Origin of the sequence: Opitutus sp. ER46 (assembly GCF_003054705.1) — a bacterium.
In the GTDB taxonomy this organism is placed as follows: Bacteria; Verrucomicrobiota; Verrucomicrobiia; order Opitutales; family Opitutaceae; genus ER46.
Genome location: NZ_QAYX01000025.1, coordinates 1 through 21144 on the forward strand (window position 1 = coordinate 1; position 21144 = coordinate 21144).

14 protein-coding genes and 1 tRNA gene are annotated in these 21144 nt (G+C 67.2%); 9 read left to right on the forward strand and 6 right to left on the reverse strand.

Features of this window, described 5'->3' with window-relative positions:
- Positions 1–530 precede the first annotated feature (530 nt).
- Entirely contained in the window at positions 531–1190 is a 660-nt protein-coding gene (locus DB354_RS22100) for a hypothetical protein (protein WP_146180321.1), read from the forward strand.
- Between the two features lie 473 nt (positions 1191–1663).
- Positions 1664–2641: a transposase gene (locus tag DB354_RS18345; protein WP_107837107.1), complete on the forward strand. Its 978-nt coding sequence runs from the start codon at positions 1664–1666 to the stop codon at positions 2639–2641.
- A gap of 241 nt (positions 2642–2882) precedes the next feature.
- On the opposite strand, the gene DB354_RS22940 is transcribed toward DB354_RS18345, so the two are convergent.
- The 5 genes from DB354_RS22940 to DB354_RS18370 all read right to left on the reverse strand — a co-directional run bounded on the left by DB354_RS22940 (position 2883) and on the right by DB354_RS18370 (position 6514).
- Positions 2883–3566: a helix-turn-helix transcriptional regulator gene (locus DB354_RS22940; RefSeq protein ID WP_107837108.1), complete on the reverse strand. Its 684-nt coding sequence runs from the start codon at positions 3564–3566 to the stop codon at positions 2883–2885.
- A 290-nt stretch (positions 3567–3856) separates the two neighbouring features.
- A complete protein-coding gene (locus tag DB354_RS18355) occupies positions 3857–4198 on the reverse strand; it encodes a hypothetical protein (protein WP_107837109.1) in 342 nt (113 codons plus the stop codon).
- 36 nt (positions 4199–4234) lie between these two features.
- Positions 4235–4927 (reverse strand): hypothetical protein, encoded by a 693-nt coding sequence (locus tag DB354_RS18360; RefSeq protein WP_107837110.1) that lies wholly within the window; start codon positions 4925–4927, stop codon positions 4235–4237.
- Positions 4928–5101: 174 nt separating this feature from the next.
- Positions 5102–5189, reverse strand: a tRNA-Leu gene (locus DB354_RS18365).
- A 227-nt stretch (positions 5190–5416) separates the two neighbouring features.
- Positions 5417–6514: an ATP-binding protein gene (locus tag DB354_RS18370; RefSeq protein ID WP_158277604.1), complete on the reverse strand. Its 1098-nt coding sequence runs from the start codon at positions 6512–6514 to the stop codon at positions 5417–5419.
- Between the two features lie 372 nt (positions 6515–6886).
- Between DB354_RS18370 and DB354_RS18375 the strand changes: the two genes are divergently transcribed.
- From DB354_RS18375 to DB354_RS18385, 3 genes are read left to right on the forward strand one after another with little or no spacing between them, the layout of a single operon-like run.
- Entirely contained in the window at positions 6887–7462 is a 576-nt protein-coding gene (locus DB354_RS18375; protein WP_199226887.1) for a sigma-70 family RNA polymerase sigma factor, read from the forward strand.
- 35 nt (positions 7463–7497) lie between these two features.
- Complete coding sequence (locus DB354_RS18380; protein ID WP_107837113.1) at positions 7498–10323, forward strand: serine/threonine-protein kinase; 2826 nt, start codon at positions 7498–7500, stop codon at positions 10321–10323.
- 12 nt (positions 10324–10335) lie between these two features.
- Positions 10336–10845 (forward strand): hypothetical protein, encoded by a 510-nt coding sequence (locus tag DB354_RS18385; RefSeq protein ID WP_107837114.1) that lies wholly within the window; start codon positions 10336–10338, stop codon positions 10843–10845.
- An 829-nt stretch (positions 10846–11674) separates the two neighbouring features.
- Here DB354_RS18385 and DB354_RS18390 read toward each other — a convergent pair.
- On the reverse strand, positions 11675–13093 hold the full coding sequence (locus DB354_RS18390) for a nitronate monooxygenase (protein ID WP_107837115.1): 1419 nt from the start codon (positions 13091–13093) through the stop codon (positions 11675–11677).
- Between the two features lie 513 nt (positions 13094–13606).
- Here DB354_RS18390 and DB354_RS18395 point away from each other — a divergent pair.
- From DB354_RS18395 to DB354_RS18410, 4 genes are read left to right on the forward strand one after another with little or no spacing between them, the layout of a single operon-like run.
- The gene (locus DB354_RS18395; RefSeq protein ID WP_233256695.1) at positions 13607–14188 is read left to right on the forward strand and encodes a sigma-70 family RNA polymerase sigma factor; all 582 of its coding nucleotides are present in this window, start codon (positions 13607–13609) and stop codon (positions 14186–14188) included.
- Positions 14189–14227: 39 nt separating this feature from the next.
- Positions 14228–16459 carry a serine/threonine-protein kinase gene (locus DB354_RS18400; RefSeq protein WP_199226888.1) on the forward strand — a complete coding sequence of 744 codons (2232 nt, stop codon included), beginning with the start codon at positions 14228–14230 and terminating at the stop codon, positions 16457–16459.
- 60 nt (positions 16460–16519) lie between these two features.
- Entirely contained in the window at positions 16520–18487 is a 1968-nt protein-coding gene (locus DB354_RS18405) for an alpha-L-arabinofuranosidase C-terminal domain-containing protein (RefSeq protein ID WP_107837116.1), read from the forward strand.
- Positions 18488–18514: 27 nt separating this feature from the next.
- Positions 18515–21130: a family 43 glycosylhydrolase gene (locus DB354_RS18410; RefSeq protein ID WP_107837117.1), complete on the forward strand. Its 2616-nt coding sequence runs from the start codon at positions 18515–18517 to the stop codon at positions 21128–21130.
- Positions 21131–21144 lie beyond the last annotated feature (14 nt).

Consider the following 21144-nt stretch of genomic DNA (forward strand, 5'->3'; position numbering starts at 1 on the left):
GCCATCCCCCGAGTCTAGCCGGTACGAATCGCCCCGTCACCACGCCCAAGTTGAACGCTTACAGTGGACCAACCAGCGGTCCCCGCGCAGCCTCGCATCGAACATGTCCGTCCCCTTTAGTTCATCCCCGGCTTGGACTATGACATGAAGGTGGCGAAAGTGGACTTCGATGCGGCTGCAGCTGTCGCGTCAACGAGAGGCGTGACGCTGGAGCAAAAATACGTGTCTTCAGTTTCTGACCTGCTTGATACAGTGAATGATGTGCCAATGTCGATTCAAGTATTTCGTCTTGACAATGAATCGGAGGGGAAGGGGGTCTATCACCAAGTCACAATCCGAAGAGCGGATGGAGATGAACCGATGTTCCGGATAACAAATTTGTACGGTAAAGGAGGAATAGATTCATTTACACCGTCCGACCTTCGTGGATACTTTCGGGCTGACGAGGACCGGCCGAGAGCGCGTATCGTTATGCACCGAAGTGGTGAGTACGTGATAGTAGCTAGACCGAAATAATGAGGCGATGTAAAATGAAAACCATTGGCTGTATCTGTGTGCTCGTTGTGATCAGCGTATTGCTTGATTGTCGCGTTGCCGGGGCCGGTTCGCAGTTGCGGGTGGAGATAGGCCCGTATCGAGCGGAGTCTTTTGATTGGGTGACGCTTGGAACGATGGTGATTGTGCGGGATCCGTTAGGGGACGGATGTCTGCTGTATCGGGATCGCCGTGGAGAGTTCGTGATGATTACCCGAAATATTCTCGGTGTAGCGGCAATTGTTAATGCCGAGGTGCCCGTTTCGGAACGGCTCAGTTTCATTAGGTCAAAACTGCTTGGCGTTCTTTCCGTGGTATTTCCAAATCCGACTGAAAATACCATTGATGATACCTACATGCGGAGCAGATCTAGGCAGAAGATGTGGCCGACTCGCCCAAGTGCCGATTTGGTCGCCCGATCGTACTCGATTCTACAGCAGTTCCATGCTCCCAGACTCGAGGTTGATGGAAATAGGTGGATTTGGACCTACTACGTTACCGATGAGGAGGGGGGCGTGGCGTCCAAAATGGCCCGCGGTGATATTACTCCCTTTTCAATCGCCGAGGTGAGGACCGAAACTGTGATTCCAGCTGGTACTATCGCGCCGACCGTTCGACTACATGGGCGTGACGCTGAAGACACTGAGTCAGAGTAGCAGGCCGTTACGGTACCGGTCCGAAGGGGCTTTCAGCAGCCGGCCACGCCGAGTACACTGGGGCGGTCTTGGCCGGGCTGACGAACACCGTCCGCTCGTACGCCTTCACGTAATGCACCGGTGCCCGCCGGGCGAGCACCTCGATGCGCTGTAAGCGTAGCTTTGGGTGCCTTGTAAGTACGAGAGTTACGGCTGGCGTGCGATTGGGAGTCTCGTACGTACGAGACCTACGATCAGGCGCGCTTCCAGCGTGGTAAGCGTCCGGCCGGCCTTTCAATTACCCACATTTCTTCCTGACGAGCGCGGCCGTGGGTGAGCAGAAGTGCCTAATATCTGGACGATTATGATACACTGCGCCTAAGGAGGTGCAGCTTGGACAAGGGACCGATGGGGTTCTGTCAAACCGGTCAAAAGGGGTCATCCCTTACCTTTTACCTTGAGGAGGGGAGGGCGGAGTGACATGGGGAGGAGGCATGGCGCGCAAGTGGCGAGTGGAGTACCCCGGGGCGGTGTACCACGTGATCAATCGCGGGAACTATCGGGCGTGGGTGTTTCGTGAAGAGGGGGCGCGGGACGCGTTCGAGGCGTGCCTGGCGGAGGCGGCGGAGCGGTACGGGTGGGTGCTGCATGCGTGGGTGGTCATGAGCAATCACTTCCATTTGGCGCTCGAAACGCCGGCGGGGAATCTGGTGGCGGGGATGCAGTGGCTGCAAAGCGTGTACGCGAATCGGTTCAACCGGTACCGCGGAGAGAACGGGCAGTTGTTCCAGGGACGATACAAGGCGCTGCTGGTGGAGAAGGGGACCGCCTTGGGGCAGGTGTGTGATTATATTCATCTGAATCCCGTGCGCGCCCGCATGATCACGGTGGAGACACTTGGGAACTACGGCCACGGGAGCTATCGGTTCCTAGCCCGCCCGAAGGCGCGGCCGGCCTTTCTGGACGTGGCAGGCTTCCTGACGCAGGCCGGAGGTTTGGCGGACACACCGGCCGGCTGGGAATGCTACGCCGACTACATGGCGTGGCAGGCGGCGGAAGGACCCGCCGGACGCAACAAAGCCTATGTGAATCTGACGCGGGGTTGGGCGTTGGGAACCGAAGAGTTCAAGGCAACCGTCCTTCGCGAGCAGTTGGTGCCGGAGGACCATCATGCGTGGACCGGGGCCGACTGCCGGGAGGAGCGGAGCCTGCGCTGGCGGGCCGCACTGGATCGCTGTCTCGGATTAATCGGATGCAAATGTGCGGCCGGCGATTCGAAGTCAGCGGCGTGGAAGGTCGCGATCGCGACGCATCTGCGGCAGACCATGGGCGTGCCGAATGGCTGGCTGGCGGAGCACCTCGACATGGGTTCAGCGTTCTACGTCAGCAAGCACGTCGGGCTCGCGCGGAAGGCCGATCACCCGGCCGGCGTGTTCCTGCTCCAGCTGAGAAAGGCAAAGGGTAAGGGATGACCACTTATGGTCCGCTAGAATCTGGCTCACGCCATCCCGTCGGGGCACGCGTACGACAACAGTGACTTGAGTTGTCCGTTCCGGAAGGTCGCGGAGTTCGAGCACGGACGAAGAATGTTCAGCGCTGAACCGACGCCCCCATGGCTACGGGTCGGATCCTAAGCGCCGAGCGATGGAGGGCGCCCCTTCCGGGCGTGCCGTTTTCGCCCAGCGCGCTGCCAGGACGCTTGGGTTCCGCTGCTCAGCCGCTGCGGGCGGCGTCGGCGTAGGCGTCGACGATGCCGAGGGTGGGGTCCCAGTCGCGGGCCCAGCGTTCGAAGTCGGCGGGGCTGATCGAAAAGGCCTGGATGGTTTGCGCGTTGAGGCCGTTGAGCTGAGCAGTCACGGCGCCGATGAACGCGGGGCGCTCGGCCTCGGCGAGGTGGGCGCTGTTCATCGTGTTCACCACGACTTGGTGGGCGGTGTAGTTGTTGAGGCGATTGAAGACGATGGCGCGGACGAGCAGCATGATCCGCTGGCGGTGCTGCTCGGCCATGGCGGCGACCTGGGCGGGACTGGGGCGTGATGCGGGCAACGGGCGGGGCGCGCGCGGAGCGGGTGAAGCGGTGCCGGTGGAGGGCGTCGGGGTCGGGGACGGCGCAGGCGCAGGCTGGGCCCGACGCAATCCTCGCTGGCGGGCGCGCGCGAGCCGCGGGTCGGGGGCGGGGGCAGCGGATGCGTCGGACGAGGTCAGCCCGAAGCTGAGTCCGAGCGCCGCCAGGACGCGCTCGAGGGCGTGCAAGGTGATGACGCCCGTGGCTTCGAAACGCTGGTACGAACGGCTGGGAATGCCGGAACGGGCGACGACCTCGGCCTGGGTCCAGCCCAGCCGCAGGCGCTCCTGACGAACCCGGCTGGCGAGTGCCGAGGCAAGCGAAGTGCTCATGATGCTGCGCCGATGCTAGCAGCCCAAACTGAGATAACACGCCAAATCTGACGAGTTATCGCGGATAATACGCCAAAATTGGCGAGTTATCACGGCCGCCGCCGCGGCGCGGCGGCGGCCTAATGGAGAATGGAGAATGCGGAATGGAGAATGACGGGGCGCGGGTGCGGCCCCGGCGGTCGGAGCGCGCTTCGGCGGCGGATCGTGAGGTCGACCGGCGGGGAGAGTCGCGTCGGTGTCCCCAACGGACCGCAGCGGGCGCCCGTTTCCTTCGCCTTCAGGGCGAATGGCTAGAAGAGCGCGTCGAGCAAGCTGACGAGGTCGACGCTGTCGAGAACCGCTTCGGCGGTGCGCCGGATGCCGAGGGCGGCGAAGGCGAGGAGGAGTCCGCTGCCGACGAACAGGCCGCCTGAAACCGCGACGGGCAGAGCGTCCAACGTGAGGTAGGCGGTGATCCCGAGCGCGACGCTGGCGAGCGCCAGCAGCGCGCGTTTCCACGGCTCCACCGTCTGGATACGCAACCGGGAGGCGTCCGCCCGCCGCTCCGCCGTGAGCGCACCGCGGTCGATCGCCTTCTGCGCGGCGCGCAGCGCTTGCCGTTCGAGGTAACGTTGGTGCGATTCCCAGCTCATTGGCGGATCGGAACGGATAAGCAGGCCAAGGCGAAGCTACTCCGCGCAACGCGCGAGGAGCCGGCGGCCGAGTTCGACGCGGCGGCGGTCGAACTGACGGTCGGAGCGCGAGAGGCGCGGGAGAATCCGTTCCCAACGCGGCGCGGCATACTTCAGCTCGCGCCGCGCAAGCTCGTCTGGGATTTCCAGGAGCGCGAGCGAGGTGAAGTAGAACGGAAACCGGGACCAGCCGCCGTCCTCCGTGCGCAGTCGGCTCAGCTCCTGCAGCCCGCGCCGCAATCGCTCCTCTGCCTCCGGAAACAGGCCGGTGGCGAGGTTGCGCCAATAGGCCGCGCTGCAGGTGCCGCAGCAATAGCACGAGGTCGAGTGGCCGCGCTGCTCCGTGGCGGCGAGCTGGGCGGACATGCCGGCCACGGCGCGTCGCAGGGCACCTGATACCGTTTGGTTCCTGACCTTGAGGACCGTGAGGATCCGGCAGCCCTCTTCGCCGAGCTGATGACCGACCCCCGCGCCCGTGCGGACAACTTCACCGGTGAAGAGCCGGATGCCACGCCAGTCGGAGCGGGTGGGCGCGAACATATCGGCGTAGGCGCCGGGTAGTCCCTGACGTCCGGCGATCCAGCCGGCGGCCCGGGATCGTTCCGCGGTAGAGATCGGACGCCGGAAGAAGAGAGCGTCGGCGACCGAATCAAGCGTGGCGGCAAGACTGGAGGAGTGGACGTGATTCATGTCGAGGCGGCGGCCGACGCTTCGGAAGTCTGTCGCTAGGCCGCCGCAAGGCCACTCTTTCGTGGTTCGAGGCGAGGCGTGCGATGTCGGGGCAGCTCATCCACGTCGACGAGGGACTCGCCCGTCATGTTGTTGGCGCCTTTCACCGGCGCGGTCCTGCCTTCGCCGCGTTGATGGTGCCCGGAGTGGGGGTCGAACCCACATGCCTTTAGAGGGCGACGGATTTTGAGTCCGTTGCGTCTGCCAATTCCGCCATCCGGGCCAGGAGTTCGCGGAACCTAGGTGGGCGGGGAACCGTGTCCATGCAATTTTGCGGGCCGGAAGATTGAACGTCCCTCCAGGACGCGGCGTCTCTCCCGGTGTTAGTTCCCCGTTCTTTTTGGGAAGTTCATAGTTTGCAGTTCAAGTCGGCAAGGGCGCCGGGGTTAACCTCGGCGCCCTTACTGTTTCCACTCGGGCGCGAGGCCCGACGCGGCGCCTGCGGCTCGTTCAGGCTCCGGTTGGGGTCGGCCGGGCATCTCCGCAGACCACCGGCGACGACTGCGCGGCGGCGGGGTGAGCTGCGGGTTGGGCGGCATCGAGTTCCAGCGTGAACCAGAAGCGCGAGCCGCTGCCGGGCACACTCTTCACCCCGATCTCGCCGTGCATCAGCTCGATCAGCCGCTTGCAGATCGCGAGCCCCAGCCCGGTGCCGCCGTGGCGCCGGCTGGTCGAGGGTTCCGCCTGGACGTAGGGCCGGAAGAGCAGGGCCTGCACGTGGGCGGGGATGCCGATGCCAGTGTCCATCACCTCAAACCGCAGCCGGAAGCGGGCGGAGGCGCGTTCGTCGAGGCGCACCTTGAGGACGACATTGCCGCCGCGCGGGGTGAACTTCACCGCGTTGCTCATCAGGTTGAGCACAATCTGCCGGAGCCGCACCGGGTCGCCGGAGACCGCGGTCGGCACGGCGGGATCGAGCTCGAGGAAGAGCTGGAGCCCCTTGGCGGAGGCGTCGTCGGAGCAGAGCAGCACCGCGAGCTGGAGCTGTTCCCGGAGGTCGAAATCGATGTGCTCAAGGGTGAGGCCGCCGGCCTCGATCTTGGAAAGGTCGAGCACGTCGTTGAGCATGGTGCGAAGGGAATGTCCCTCCCGGGTGAGCGCCTGGACGAGATCGGCCTGCTCCTGGGTGAGGGCGGTCCCGCGCAGGAGATTGCCGACGCCGAGCAAGCCGTTGAGCGCGGTGCGGATCTCGTGGCTGACCTGGGCGAGAAAATCGCGGCGGGCGGTGCCGGCGGCTTCCACGATGGCCTTCTCGCGGCGCAGTTCCTGGGCAATGAGCACCTGGCGGTCGAGCTCCTCGCGCAGCAGGCCGTTGCGCCGCTCCAGCTCGGCGATGCGGGCGTGGAGCTGCCGCTCGAGCTCGTCGACCGGGTCCTGGGCGGCGGTTGCTTCGGCAAAGAGCCGCCACCGGCGGAAGAAGGGGATGGCCACCCCGCGCGTCCCGCGGCGCAGGTTCGCGGCGAACACCAGGGTGGAGGACGTGGACGCGCCGGTCCGGGATCCCTGCCTGGCTTCGTTGAGGTGCGGATGCGGGTGAGTGGAGGTCATACTCCCTCCAAAGCGAGATTCCGGGGAGAAAGGGGCCACCGCCGCCATTTGCCGCCGGCGAAGCCGGCGGCAAATGGCGGAAAGGCTGAAGGGCCGAAGGGCTGAAAAGCTGAAGGTTCTGGCCTCCGGCCTCTGACCTCCGGCTTCAGGCCTCCGGCTTCCGGCCTCTGACCTCTGACCTCTGACGTCTGACATCCGACATCTGGCCTCCGGCTTCCGGCCTCCGGCCTCCGGCTTCTGACCTCTGACGTCTGACATCCGACATCTGGCCATCAGGCCTCCGGCCTCTGACCCAAGATGACACGTAGCGGAGGCGGAGTGTCATCTTTTGGCTTTGTATCGCGCGGGGCGGCTTCGCAGGCTCGTTGGCTGGTGAATGACGGAGACATCACGCTGATCCTCCAGCGGATCGAGCAGGGCGACCCCCACGCAGCCGAGCAGTTGTTACCCCTGGTGTACGACGAGCTGCGGCGGCTGGCGGCGGCGCGCATGGCGCGGGAGCGGCCCGGGCAGACCTTGCAGCCGACGGCGCTGGTGCACGAGGCGTGGCTGCGGCTGGGCGGCGATGCGCAGCCGGCGTGGGCGAATCGGGCGCACTTCTTTGCCGCCGCGGCGGAGGGCATGCGGCGGATCCTCGTCGATGCCGCGCGACGGAAACAGGCGGCGCGCCACGGCGGCGGGCTGGCGAAGTTGAGCGCCAGCGAAACCGGTTTTGATGTCGCGGCGCTGGCGGAGGACGACGAGGAGCTGCTCCGGCTCAACGAGGCGCTCGACGCGCTCGCCGCCCACGACCCGCGCAAGGCCGAACTGGTGAAGCAGCGGTATTTCGCCGGGCTTACGCTCGAGGAGGCGGGGGAGGTGCTGGGCATCTCGCCGCGGACCGCGAAGCGCGACTGGGCATACGCGCGGGCCTGGCTGTTCAACGAAATGCAGCGCCTCCGCGCGTGACGCGTTCGCGCTCCCGCGTTTTCCGTCTCGACCCCATGGACGACCCCAACCCCTCAACGCCAGGCCTGCGCGACGACGAACTCTTTGCCGATGCGCTGGAGCTGCCGGTGGGGGCGCGCACGGAGCTGCTCGACCGCGTGTGCGCGGGCGACCCGGCGCGGCGGGCGCGGCTCGAGGCGCTGCTGGCGGCGCATGCGGGGGCGGGCGGCTTTCTGGAGGAGGGCCCCGCGGGCGTGCCGCGGCGGATCGAGGAACGCATCGGCGACGTGCTCGGGCGGTACCGGCTCGAGCAGAAACTGGGCGAAGGCGGCTGCGGGGCGGTGTACCTCGCGGAGCAGCAGGCGCCGGTGCGGCGGCGCGTGGCGCTGAAGGTGATCAAACTGGGGATGGACACCCGCGCGGTCATCGCGCGTTTCGAGGCGGAGCGGCAGGCGCTCGCGCTGATGGACCATCCCGACATCGCGCGGGTGTTCGATGCCGGCGCGACCGACGCCGGGCGGCCGTATTTCGTGATGGAGTACGTGGAGGGCATTCCGATCACGCGCTTCTGCGATGAACACGCGCTGCCGGTGCGGGCCCGGCTGGAGCTTTTCGCGCGCGTGTGCCTGGCGCTGCAGCATGCGCATCAGAAGGGCGTCATTCACCGCGACGTGAAGCCCTCGAACATCCTCGTGGCGCTCGTCGACGGGGTGCCGGCGCCGAAGGTGATCGATTTTGGCATCGCGAAGGCGACGCAGGATCGGCTGACGGACCGCACGCTCGTCACGGCGGTGGGACAGTTCATCGGCACGCCGGCGTACATGAGTCCGGAGCAGGTGGACCAGCGGGACGTCGACGTGGACATTCGCAGCGACGTGTACGCGCTGGGCGTGCTCCTGTACGAGCTGCTGGCGGGGCGGCTGCCGCTGGAGCCGGGCACGCTGACGCAGGGCGGGCTGGACAGCTTTCGCCGACTGGCGCGGGAAGGCGCGGTCGTGCGACCCTCGGCCAAGGTGGCGGCGCTGGCGGCGGCGGAGCAGGCGGACGTGGCGCGAGGGCGGAGCACGACGCCGCGCGCGCTGGTGGCGGCGTTGCGCGGGGACCTGGATTGGATCACGGCGCGCTGCCTGGAGAAGGACCCGGACCGCCGGTACGGCACCGCGCGGGAGCTGGCGGCCGACGTGCTGCGGCATGTGCGCCGGGAGCCGGTGGAGGCGCGGCCGCCCGGCGCGCTGTACCGCGTCGAGCGATTCGTGGCGCGCAACCGGCTCGCGTGCGCGAGCGCGGCGGCGGTGCTGGCGGCGCTCCTGGCGGGTACGGGCGTGAGCGTGTGGCAGGCGGTGCGGGCGACGCGCGCGGAGGGCGTGGCGGTGGCGGCGCGGCAGACGGAGGCCCAGGCGCGCCGGGACGCGCAGCGCCGGCAGGAGCAGGCGGAGGACCTGCTGACCTTCATGCTGGGGGACTTTCACGCCGAGCTGAAGAAAGTGGGCCGGTTGCAGCTCCTCGATGCGGTGGGGGAGAAGGCGATGACCTATTTCGCCGGACTGAAACCGCAGGACCTGACGGACACGGCGCTGACGCGGCAGGCCAAGGCGCTGACGCAGATCGGGGAAGTGCGTCTGGATGAGAACCGCCTCGCGGAGGCGGAGGCGGCATTTGCGGCGGCGCAGGCGCGTGCCGCCGCCCTGGCCGGGCGGCATCCGCAGAACGCGGACATGATCTTCGAACGCGGGCAGGCGGAGTTCTGGATCGCGGCGGTGGCCCGCAAGCGCGGCGCGCTACCGGTGGCGCTGGAGTGGATCGGCCGCTATCGCGATACCGCGACGGCGCTCATGGCCGTGGAAGGACGGAGCCGGCGCGCGCGGCTCGAGTTGTCCTACGCGCACGACAACCTGGCGGTGCTGGCGTTTGAGCTGGGGAAGCTGGAGGAGGCGCGGCGCGGGTTCGAGAGCGAGAAGACCGAGACCGAGGCGTTGCTGGCGGAGACGCCGGACGATCGCGCGCTGCGCGCGCGGCTGGCCGAGGTGTCGTCGTGGCTGGGCAGCGTGGCGGAGCGCGAAGGCCGCTACCAGGACGCGCTGGCCTCGTATCGCGAGATGCAGACCGGGTACGCGGCGCTGGCGCGGGCGGAGCCCGGCGTGGCGCGCTGGCAGATTCGCCTGGCGGAGAGCATGACCTTTGGCGGGATCGCGCTCGCGATCCTCGAGCGGCGTGACGCGGCCGTGGAGGCGTTTGCGCAATCAGAGCGAACGCTGCAGGAACTGGTGACGAAGGACCCGAAGAACCGGCGCTGGCAGACGTATCTCCTCAACCTGCGCCTGGAGCAGGCGGCGGTGCAGCGGGCGCGCGGCGACGCGGCGGTGCTCGCGACGCTGGTGAAGACCCGCACGCAATTGCAGGAACTCGCCACCGCGGAGCCGAGTTCACGCACGATCGCGCGGTGCCTGGGCGTGGCGTGGCAACTCGAGGCGGCGCTGCAGTTCGCTGCTGGCGACGCGGGCGCGGCGGCGGTGGCGGTGGCGCGCGCGACGGAGATCGGCGACGGGCAGATCGACCAGCAGCGCGCCAACACCCGCATCCTGGCCGAGGCGGCCCAGTCCCACCTGCTCGCCGGCAGAATCGCGGCGGCGGTGGGAGATCGCGACGGCGCGCGGCGGCATTGGGAACGCGTGCTGGCGGTTTTGGAGTCCAGGTTGGATGCCTCGCGCGATGGGCGCGTGCTCGACCCGGCGGCGCAGGCGCTCGTCCTGCTCGGGCGGACGCCGGAGGCCCGACCCTTGCTCAGCCGCCTCCGCGAGACCGGCTATCACTCCACGGACCCTTTGGCGGAGCCCACCCTGGGTTCCGTCGCGCCGGCTACCGGCGATTACCGCAAACAATGAGATCCAGCCAACATGTATAAAGCCACGGTTAAGGTGAATGTGCAGTTGTTCACAGAGAAGGTCGGCGAGTATGGCGTTCGCGACATCGACGCCTACCTGAACGACCTGAAGGACGTCTCCGCGAGACCACGTCCGGATGGAAAACCCGTGTTCGTCCTCGACGAACCGAAGCGAGGCGAGGAGCAGGTGCTGCACATTCGAATCCCGGAGGGGTACAAGAATGGCGTGCAGATCACGTTTCAGCTGCCGATGCCCACCGACCCGAAAGCGGAGAGCTACGTGATTCTCGGGCTGGCGTTCACGCCCTACGACCAAGGCCGCGAGGTGGGACAGAGTGAGTTTCCGCTGATCGCCATGAACCGCGACACCCACGCGAGCGAACTCACCGTGACCGACATGTGCGACCAGGGTCCGGGCGAGCACCGCTGCTATCGTTACGGTATCCTGCTCCAGCGCGTGGAGGACGGACAGATCGGCGTGTTTGATCCGGAGTTCGACAACGAGACGCCGGATGTGCCCTGACGGCCGCCGGGCTACGGCCGGCCGCGGCCGGCCGAATGCTGAAAGCTGAAAGACTGAAAGCTGAACCGACGCTCTGGTTTTCAGGTTCAGCCACGGGCGGCCGGCCTAATGGAGAATTGAGAATGAAGAATGCAGAATGCCGGAGGCAGTGACGGCACCGCTTAGCCGGCAGTTCTTCTGCATCGACGTTGAAGGCCGGCCGAATGCTGAGCGTTGAATTGCGACGCGGGCGGTTTGGCATCCCCTCCGCGCGCGCGCGCGGTCGTGTCAGGGGCCGAAAACAACAAGTCGAAGACCAGCGCGCGAGGCGCCGGTCTTCGACTGTGGATTGCGGAGGCGGCTGTCGGTGCGAACTCAGTGACAGGTCCAGGTAGACCGGTGATTCACTGGCTCGCGGCCTTGGTCGTCCGCCAGAAACACGATGCAACGCGGTGGTAAGTGAGATCAGCTTCACTGCGGCCGGTCGCTGGTTGAACAGCTCGGCCGGCCTGATGAGGAAGGTGATCTCCCGCGTTCATCGTGGCTGGGTGGTGCGGAAGAATCGCCGAAGCTTACTTCTTCTTCGCGACCTTCTTCACCTTCTTTGCCGGAGCTTTCTTAGCTTTCTTCACGGCCTTTGCTTTAGGCATGTCTTTCCCTGGTTGAGGTTGCTTTCGACGGGCGGAGTGCCCGGCGACGTACCCTTTCGGATACACTCACCACGCGCGGAAAATACCGCGGTGGCGCACCTGACTAATGCGCCCGCGGTGGAAAACGTCGAACATTTTTCCACGCGAGCGCGAAGTTTGTGCGCGTGCGTCACGCGAATCGCGCGACGTGTGGCGCGGCGTCAGCTCGTGCCGCGCACATGTGCGATGACATCGGCCGCGCTGTAGCGGTCAGCGCCGGGCGGAACCAGCCGCGCGAGCGTGGCGAGTTCGTTGCCCGCGGTGATGATCGGCGTCTCGCTCGCGCCGTGGCGCCGCTGCCCGAGTCCCACCGTGGCGACGAGTCCGTTGCAGAGGCACTTTCGTCCGTTGCACTCGGCGGTAGCGCCGCCCTTGGCGACGAAGGCGTCGACGGGCTCGGCGGAGCAGCGGTAGCCGAGCGAACCGTCGTCACGGCGATAGGGCTGCCGCAGGTAACCGAGGTCGCAGACGCGCTCGCGGGCGGCGTAGACGCCGGCCTCGGACAACGTGCCGGAGAGCTGCGCGACCTTGAATGGAAAGCCGGTGGGCGACGCGAGGGGATCGGTGAAGACGCGGGCTTTGCCGGCGCGGCTGGCAGCGATCATCTCGTCCTTGAGCGAGCGGTCGACGCCAGCTTCGTCGCAGAAAGCGAACGCGGTGCCGATTTGGATGCCGACGGCGCCCTGGGCCTGGGCGGCGGCGAGGTGGGCGGGCGAGGCCTGCGCGCCGGCGAGCCAGAACGGCAGGCCGATTTCCTTGATCTTCGCGAGATCGGGGGTGTCGCGCACGCCATAGATCGGTTCGCCTTGCGCGTCCAGCTGCAGCGGGCCGCGCGGCGGGGCGTTGTGGCCGCCGGCGAGTGCGCCCTCGACGACGAAGCCGTCGACGCGACCGTTGGACTTTTTTGCCAGGGTGAGGGCGAGCGTCGCCGAGGAGACGATGGCCAGAAACTGCGGCCGCGGTACGACCGGGGCGGGACGGCCGAAGAACGCGGCGGGATCGAAACGCGAAAAGTACGCCTCGGCGTCCTGGGCGCCGGCGACGTCGACCTTGAGTTCGGCGGCGGCGCCGGTGCTCAGGCGGTCGAGCGCGCCGGGGATCGCGCGGGGAATGCCCGCGCCCATCAGGACGTAATCGACGCCGGCGAGCATGGCGCCGTAGAGCGACGGCAGGGTGGCGAGCTGGATCTTTTCCAGCAGGTTGATGCCGACCTGGCCGGAGTGCCCCTCCTTGGCGAGATGCACCTCGACGAAGTTGGCGGCGACGGTGAGCTCGGTGAAGGCGCGGCTGGGCTCAAGCGTCGGCATGGGCACGCCGCGGAAAGGCGTGCCGGGAGCCTGGCCGCCGGGGACAAAGTACGTGTCGATGATACGCTCGGCGACCGCGGGGATGGGAAATGCCTCGAGGCCGCGGCGCATGTCGCCGCTGGCGTCGCCGTCGGCGAGACGGCGGGCAAGGATGACGGCGAGGAGGGTGCCGGAGATGACGCCCAGTTCGCCGAGGCGCGAGACGGTGCGGGCCAGCTGCCAGTTGGAAACGGCGACGCCCATGCCGCCCTGAATGATGACGGGAGATGACATATGGATCGCGCGAGCTTTCGCTGGTGTCGCCGGGAGGCGGATGACGTATCGGGGCTCCGAGACCGGCGTGGACACCGGCGCGTGGGAGCCGAAAGCCCTCGCAATCGGACGCGCGTCGCGACCATGGGGCCGCGCTCCCCAACAAGGAAGCCCTATTTTGGCGCGGCCAACCGCAATGCGGGTGGAGACTACGAGGGCAGCGCCGCGCGTCGACGACGCGGGGGCGGCCCGAGAACTTTCCCGGGTCGGGCGGCCGGGAAAACTGCCTTGGGGCGGACCCGTGACGCTGCGCCTAACGGTCAAGCGGACTGACCTTGCGCCACGAACTTCGGCGGCCATAAACCACCGCCGACCCAACCCCTGCGATCGATCCGCGGCCCCACGCGGCTCGAATTTCCCCAAGTATGAACCACCCCACGCGCCGGCCCACCGCTGTGACTGCGCACGCCCATTCCAATCCCCCCGGCCCGAGCGGTCCCGCGGAGCGCGAGCCGTTCCCCAAGGAGGCGCATCGTGGCTGAGATCCTGGCCGCGACCTCCGAGATCACCCGGTTGCTGCAGGCGTGCGGCCGGGGCGAGCGCCAGGCTTCGGCGGAACTCCTGCCGCTGGTCTACGACGAACTGCGGCGCCATGCGGCGGTGCGTATGGCGAGCGAACCCGCCGGGCAGACGCTCCAGCCCACCGCGCTGGTGCACGAAGCCTGGCTGCGGCTGAACCGGGACGATGCCCAGGTCTGGCAGAACCGCGCGCACTTCTTCGGAGCGGCGGCGGAGGCCATGCGCCGGATCCTGATCGAGAACGCCCGGCGCAAGTCGCGCCTCAAGCGGGGTGGCGACCGGCAGCGCGTGAATTTCGACGACGTCGAGCTGGCCGATACCACGCCGGACGAGAAGATCCTGCTGATCGACGAGGCGCTGGAGCGGCTGCAACTGGAGGATCCGGAGAAGGCGCGGGTCGTGCTCCTGAAGTTCTTCGGCGGGCGGACCAATCAGGAAGTCGCCGAGATGCTGGACGTGACCGAAAGAACGGTGGAACGGCACTGGGCCTACGCGAAGGCATGGCTGTTTGAGAGCATCCGGGCCCAGAAGGGCTGAGGTTCACGTGTCGGCTTTCGCGGTCGAATCTCGCATGACATGAGCGACGCGATGGATGCCCGGATCGTGCGTGATCCCTCTGGAATCTTCGAGACTGCGCGCCACCTGGCCGACGGTCCGGCGCGCCGCGCGTTCCTGGAGGGAGCCTGCGGGGGCGACCTGACCCTGCGCCGCCGGGTGGAGGCGCTGCTGCGGGCGGCGGACGACGCGGAGGAGTTCTTTGCGGAGACGACGTCCGCGGTGGATCGCGCGATCACGACGCTCCACGCGCAGCACGGGGCCGAGGGGCTGGCGGAGGCGATGAGCGCGTACCTGCCGGGCGAGGAGCCGATCGGGAGCCGGATCGGACGGTACAAGCTGCGCCGGAAGATCGGGGAAGGCGGCTGCGGCGTGGTGTACGAGGCGGAGCAGGAGGAGCCGGTGCGCCGCGCGGTGGCGCTCAAGATCATCAAGCTTGGGATGGAAACCCGGAGCGTGATCGCGCGTTTCGAGGCGGAGCGGCAGGCGCTGGCGATGATGGATCACCCCAACATCGCGCACGTGTTCGATGCCGGCGCGACCCAGCGCGGGTCGCCGTACTTCGTGATGGAGCTCGTGCGGGGCGTGAAGATCACCGAGTACTGCGACCAGCACCGGCTGCCGACGCGCGAGCGGTTGGATCTGTTCGTGCAGATCTGCCACGCGATCCAGCACGCGCACCAGAAGGGCATCATCCACGGCGACATCAAACCCTCGAACATCATGGTGACCCTCCATGACGGGGTGCCGGTGCCGAAGGTCATCGATTTTGGCATCTCCAAGGCCACCGAAGTCAGGCTTGCCGACAAGGTGCTCGTCACGGCCGACGGTCAACTGATCGGCACGCCGGCGTACATGAGTCCCGAGCAGGCGGAGCTGGGGGCGATGGACATCGATACCCGCAGCGACATCTACAGCCTCGGGGTGCTGTTGTACGAATTGCTGACGGGCAAGACGCCCTTCGATCCCCAGGAACTCGGGTCGGCCGGGTACGACGGGATGCGCCGGATCCTGCGCGAGAAGGAGCCGCCGCGGCCGTCGGTGCGGCTGAAGATGCTGGCGCCGGAGGAACTGCTGCGCGTGGCGACGGCGCGGCGCTCGGAGCCCGCGCGCCTTTGGGCGCTGTATCGGGGCGACCTGGATTGGGTGGTGATGAAGGCCCTCGAGAAGGATCGGCGCCGCCGTTACGAGACGGCTAACGGCCTGGCGGTGGACATCCAGCGTCACCTCAGCAACGACGCGGTGGTGGCGCGGCCGCCGAGCCGGATCTACCGCTTTCAGAAGCTGGTGCGGCGCAACCGGGGCGTGTTCGTGGCGACCGGGGCGGTGGGACTTTCGCTCATCCTCGGCACGGCGACCTCGACCTGGCTGTTCCTGCGCGAGCGGGACGCGCGCCGGCGGGCGGTCGCGGCGGAGCAGGAGGAGGCGCGGTTGCGGCAAGGGGCGGAGTTGCGGCAGAAGCTGACGCAGGCCGCGCTGCTGGTGAGCCAGGACAAGTTTGCGAAGGCGGATGCGCTATTGGCGGGGATTCCGGTGAACCAGCCGACGGTGGAAGGCGCGGCGGTGCTGCGATCGCTCGGCGAATGGCATGCGGTGGAGAATCGCTGGGCCGAAGCGGTGAAACGTTTCCAGATGCTGGTGCGCATCGACCAGTTGGACGGCTGGGACGTGACCACGCTCGATCTGCTGCGGCTAGGGCCGGCGCTGATCGAGAGCGGGGACGTGGCCGGTTACGAGCGGTTTTGCGAGGCCGCGATCCTGCACCATGTGGCGGCCGCGGTGTCGGCGGGGGATCGCATCGTGAAGATCAGTCTCCTGCGCCCGGCGAACGAACGACTGTTGGCGTCGCTGAAGCCCTACGCGGAGGGCACGGCCAAGTCGCTGGCGATGGCGGATTCGAATGGCGACGGGTTTGGCGCCGCGTGGCGCTCGATGTCGCTCGCGCTCTGGGAGTACCGGCGCGGGGACCTCGCCCGCGCGGCCGACTGGGCCAACCGGTGCCTGAACTACGAGAACGCGAACGAGCCCCGGCAGGCGACGGCGCGGGCGATCCTGGCGATGGCGTTGCGGCAACTCGGGCGGGTGGAGGAGGCGCGGAGCCAGTTGGCGACGGCGCGGGAACTGATTGAGGCTCGAGACAAAGGCGCGGCCAACCGAGGCACGCCGGTGCAGGGGTTTTGGTTCGACTGGCAGTTCGCCCGGCTGATCTATCGCGAGGCGGCGGCGAAAGTGGGGCCGCAGGCGCAGGAGTGACGACGGTTTTTGCCGGCGCGGGGCTGTCGGATTTCGGCCCCCGAATGGCGCATTACCAACATGACCTCCTTCTCCCGCGTCCTCGTGCTGGGCCTCCTGTTTGTGGCAAGCCTCGGGTCGGCCCGTGCCGCCAAAGTCAGCGTGGCCGTGGATCGGCCAGGTGCGGATTTGAACCCGGCGATGTGGGGCGTCTTCTTCGAGGACATCAACTTCGGGGCGGATGGCGGCCTGTACGCGGAGTTGGTGAAGAACCGGGGTTTCGAGTTTCCCGAGCCGCTGATGGGCTGGACCAAGCTGAGCCCTTCGCTCGCACGGGGTGAACTGACGGTGCGGACCGACGCGCCCTTCAACGCGAAGAACCCGCACTATGTGCGACTGGCGTCCGAAGGGACCGCCCCGTTTGGGCTCTCCAATGAAGGCTTTCGCGGCATGGCGGTGCGCAAAGGCGAGGCGTACCAGCTCAGCCTCCGGGCGCGGCGGGCCGGGGGCGACACGCCGCTGCGGGTGCAGCTCTATGGCGGGGACGGGGCCGTGCTGGAGACGGTGGAGTTGAAGACACTCCCGGTGGACTGGGGCAAGGTGACCGCGACGCTGCGGCCCAATGCCACGGATCCGGATGCGCGGCTCGCGCTGCTGCTGCCGGCGAAAGGCGTGGTCGATGTGGATTTTGTTTCGCTCTTCCCGGCCGAGACCTGGAAGGGCAGGACGGGCGGATTGCGGGCGGACATGGTGCAGGCGCTGGCCGATCTCCGGCCGGGTTTCCTGCGTTTCCCGGGCGGCTGTATCGTCGAGGGCAGCGATCTGTCGAAGCGTTACCAGTGGAAGCAGACGCTCGGGCCGATCGAGGAGCGGCCCCTGCTGATCAACCGCTGGAACTACGAGTTCCTGCACCGGCCCACGCCGGACTACTACCAGACCTTCGGGCTTGGTTTTCTGGAGTACTTCCAGCTCTGCGAGGACATCGGGGCCGAGCCGATGCCGATCCTGAATTGCGGCATGGCGTGCCAGTTCAACTCGGGCGAGCTCTGCCGGCCGGAGGAGCTAGACGCGTACATCCAGGACGCGCTGGACCTGATCGAGTTCGCCAACGGCCCGGTGGGCAGCACGTGGGGCGCGAAACGCGCGGCGCTGGGACACCCGAAGCCCTTTGGCGTGAAGATGCTCGGCGTGGGCAACGAGCAATGGGGGGAGGCTTACCTCGAGCGGTTCGCGAAATTCGCGGCGGCCCTGAAGGCGAAGTACCCGGAGGTGCAGTTGATCGCGGCCGCCGGCCCGCTCCCGGCCGACGAGCGCTTCAAGCTGGCGTGGGCCAGGCTGCCGGGGATGAAGGCGGACATCATTGACGAGCACTGCTACGCGCCGCCGGCGTGGTTCTTCGACAGCGCGAACCGCTACGACACGTACGACCGCAAAGGCCCGAAGGTCTTCATGGGCGAGTACGCGGCGCAGAGCGTCGAGATGGTGAGTGTGAAAAATCGCAACACCTTTGAGTGCGCGTTGGCGGAGGCGGCCTTCATGACGGGGATGGAGCGCAATGCCGACGTCGTGCGCATCGCCTCGTACGCGCCCCTCTTCTCAAATGCGGAGGCGTGGCAGTGGACACCGGACCTGATCTGGGTGGATGGCCTGCGGGTGGTGCTCACGCCGAACTACCATGTGCAGCGCATGTTCGCGGTGAACCGGGGCGACCGCGTGCTGCCCGTGCAGATCAGCGAGCCGAGCAAGGAGGAATCCACCCGGTTCTATGCTTCGTCGACCTTCGAGGCCGCGACGGGCGAGGTGATCCTGAAGCTGGTGAATGCGACGACGAAGGCGTCGACGACCACCGTAGCCCTGGCGGGAGCGGCGCGGGTGGGGCGCGGGATGCGAACCGTGCTGCAGGCGGAGTCGCTGGACGCGGTAAACACCTTTGGCCAGCCGCAGCGGGTCGAGCCGCGGACTTTCGAGTTTAGGCCGGACGCGCCGACCTTCGAGCTTACCCTGCCGGCGCAGTCGTTTACGGTCCTGCGGCTGCCGGTCGCGCGATGAGCGGCAGCGGCTAGAATCACCCCTGCCGTGAGCTTTCGTACTTTCGCGCATCCGAAGTCACTCCGCCATCTGCTCGCCGCTGCAGGCGTGCTGGCAGTGGCCGCTGGCGCGTCGGCGCAGGCGACGACCCCGGCGTTCACGCTCAACGCGACCGTCCACGATCCCTCGGTGGTGCGGGAAGGCGATGCGTACTACGTCTTCGGCTCGCACCTGGCGTCGGCGCGTACGACCGACCTGATGAACTGGACGCAGATCTCGACGTCGCCGACGACGGGCAACGCGCTGGTCCCGTATCCGCAGACCGAGTTCGCGGAGGCGCTGACCTGGGCGGAGACGAACACCTTCTGGGCGCCGGATGTGATCAAGTTGGCGGATGGGCGCTTCCGCTTCTACTACTGCGCCTGCAAGGGCGACTCGCCGCGAAGCGCGCTGGGCATTGCGACGGCGAACGCGATCACCGGGCCGTACTCGAACCAGGCGATCCTGCTCCGCTCGGGCATGTGGAACCAGGTGAGTCCCGACGGCCGGATCTACGACAACGCGATCCATCCCAACGTCGTGGATCCGGCGGTGTTCTTCGATGCGACCGGCAAGCTTTGGATGGTGTACGGTTCGTACTCGGGCGGTCTGTTCATCATGGCGATGGATCCGGCGACGGGCCTGCCGCCCGAAGGGCAGGGCTATGGGAAGAAACTCATTGGCGGGAACAACAGCACGATCGAGGGCCCGTACATCCTCTACAGCCCCGAGACCCAATACTACTACCTGTTCTTCACCTTTGGCGGGCTGGCGGCCGACGGTGGCTACAACGTGCGCATGGGGCGCTCACGGGCACCGGATGGGCCGTACGTGGATGCCGAGGGCAATGTGCTGACCGAGGTGAAAGGCGCGCCGGGGACCTACTTCGACAATACGTCGATCGCGCCGTACGGCGTGAAGCTGATGGGGAACTGGCAGTTTCTCCATGTGGCGGGCGAGGTGGGGACGCTGAGCCGCGGCTATGTTTCGCCGGGCGGCGTGTCCTGCTACCGCCAGCCGGAGAGCGGGAAGTACGTGATCGTTTTCCACACCCGGTTCGTGGGACGGGGCGAAACCCACGAGGTGCGCGTGCATCAGATGTACCTGAACGAGGACGGCTGGTTTGTCCTGGCGCCGCACCGTTACGCGCAGGAGACGCTCACGACCACCGACCCGAGCCAGGTCCCCGGCGAGTACAAGCTGTTGAACCACGGCAAGGACATCACGGCCACGGTGAAGACCTCGACGATCATCACGCTCAAGGCGGATGGCAGCGTCACGGGCGCGGCAACGGGGACGTGGGCGGTCAGCGGCGACGCCTTTGCGACGATCGTGCTGGGCGGGACAACTTACCGCGGCGTGTTCACGCCGCAGTGGGACGACGACAACCAGGTGTGGGTGCGGGCTTTCTCGGCGATTTCCGCGGGTGGCGTGGCGGTCTGGGGCAGCGCCGTGGCGTATCCCGTGGTGAACGTGATGCCGACAATCACCGCGCATCCGCAAAGCCAGACGGTGATGCCCGGAGCCAGCGTCACCTTCTCGGTCACGGCGAGCGGCACGCCGGCGCCGACGTATCAATGGATGAAGAACGGCACGGCGCTGGCGGGCGCGACGACGCGGACGTACACCGTGGCGAGTGCCGCGGCGGCGGACCTTGGCTCCTACACGGTGAAGGTCGTGAACAGCGTCGGAAGCGTCACGAGCACGGCAGGGGTCCTGGCGTTTCCCGCGCCACCCGCGCAGGTGAAGGTCGCGAAGGGCACCGGGACGGCGCAGATCGTCAATCTGTCGACCCGCGGCATCGTGGCCAAAGGCGAGGACGTGCTCATCGCGGGCTTCGTGATTTCCGGCAGCGCGAACAAGAAGGTCTTGATCCTCGGCTCCGGGTGGAATTTGCGGCGCTTGGGCGTCACCGGTGAAATCGGCCGGCCCAAGATCACGTTGTACCACCGCGTGGACGGGGTGGATCGCTACGTCACGGAGAACAGCGACTGGCAACGGGCCGGACCGGAAGTGGCCCCGTTGGCGAAGCAGGTGTATGCCCCGATGCCCGAGCCCTCGGCGGATCCGGCGCACGGTGATGCGGCGCTGGTGATGACGCTCGAGCCGGGCGCCTACACGGTCATGGTCGAACCGGCGGCGACGAGTGCCAACGAGGACGGCATCGGGTTGATCGAGATCTATGACGTGCAACCGGGCAGCGGTTCGCGGCTGGTGAACATTTCGTCGCGCGGCCGCGTCGAGACCGGACTCCGCCAGATGATTGTCGGCGCCGTGATGAGCGGTGCAGGACAACTGCGGGTGCTGGTGCGCGGCGTCGGTCCGACGTTGCGGCTGCTGCAGATCACGCGGGCCTTGGCGAATCCGTCGGAGGTCTTGTACCGCTACAAGGACGGGACCCAGACGGTGATCGCGACGAATGACGACTGGTGGTACTCCGCCCAGGCGCAGCAGATCGTGTCGCTGGCGCAGCGGGTGGGGGCCTTTGGACTGACCGACTACTCGACCGATTCGGTGATGCTGGTGCGGTTGGAGCCGGGGCAGTACACGACGATCATCTCGCCGTCGGACGACAAACCCGGCGTGGCGCTGGCCGAGTTGTACGACGTGGACCAACTGGACTGACGCCGGCACGCGCG

Coding starts and splice junctions, on each gene's coding strand:
- DB354_RS22100 (WP_146180321.1), top strand. CDS start 531: ATGAAAACCATTGGCTGTATCTGTGTGCTCGTTGTGATCAGCGTATTG.
- DB354_RS18345 (WP_107837107.1), top strand. CDS start 1,664: ATGGCGCGCAAGTGGCGAGTGGAGTACCCCGGGGCGGTGTACCACGTG.
- DB354_RS22940 (WP_107837108.1), bottom strand. CDS start 3,566: ATGAGCACTTCGCTTGCCTCGGCACTCGCCAGCCGGGTTCGTCAGGAG.
- DB354_RS18355 (WP_107837109.1), bottom strand. CDS start 4,198: ATGAGCTGGGAATCGCACCAACGTTACCTCGAACGGCAAGCGCTGCGC.
- DB354_RS18360 (WP_107837110.1), bottom strand. CDS start 4,927: ATGAATCACGTCCACTCCTCCAGTCTTGCCGCCACGCTTGATTCGGTC.
- DB354_RS18370 (WP_158277604.1), bottom strand. CDS start 6,514: ATGACCTCCACTCACCCGCATCCGCACCTCAACGAAGCCAGGCAGGGA.
- DB354_RS18380 (WP_107837113.1), top strand. CDS start 7,498: ATGGACGACCCCAACCCCTCAACGCCAGGCCTGCGCGACGACGAACTC.
- DB354_RS18385 (WP_107837114.1), top strand. CDS start 10,336: ATGTATAAAGCCACGGTTAAGGTGAATGTGCAGTTGTTCACAGAGAAG.
- DB354_RS18390 (WP_107837115.1), bottom strand. CDS start 13,093: ATGTCATCTCCCGTCATCATTCAGGGCGGCATGGGCGTCGCCGTTTCC.
- DB354_RS18400 (WP_199226888.1), top strand. CDS start 14,228: ATGAGCGACGCGATGGATGCCCGGATCGTGCGTGATCCCTCTGGAATC.
- DB354_RS18405 (WP_107837116.1), top strand. CDS start 16,520: ATGACCTCCTTCTCCCGCGTCCTCGTGCTGGGCCTCCTGTTTGTGGCA.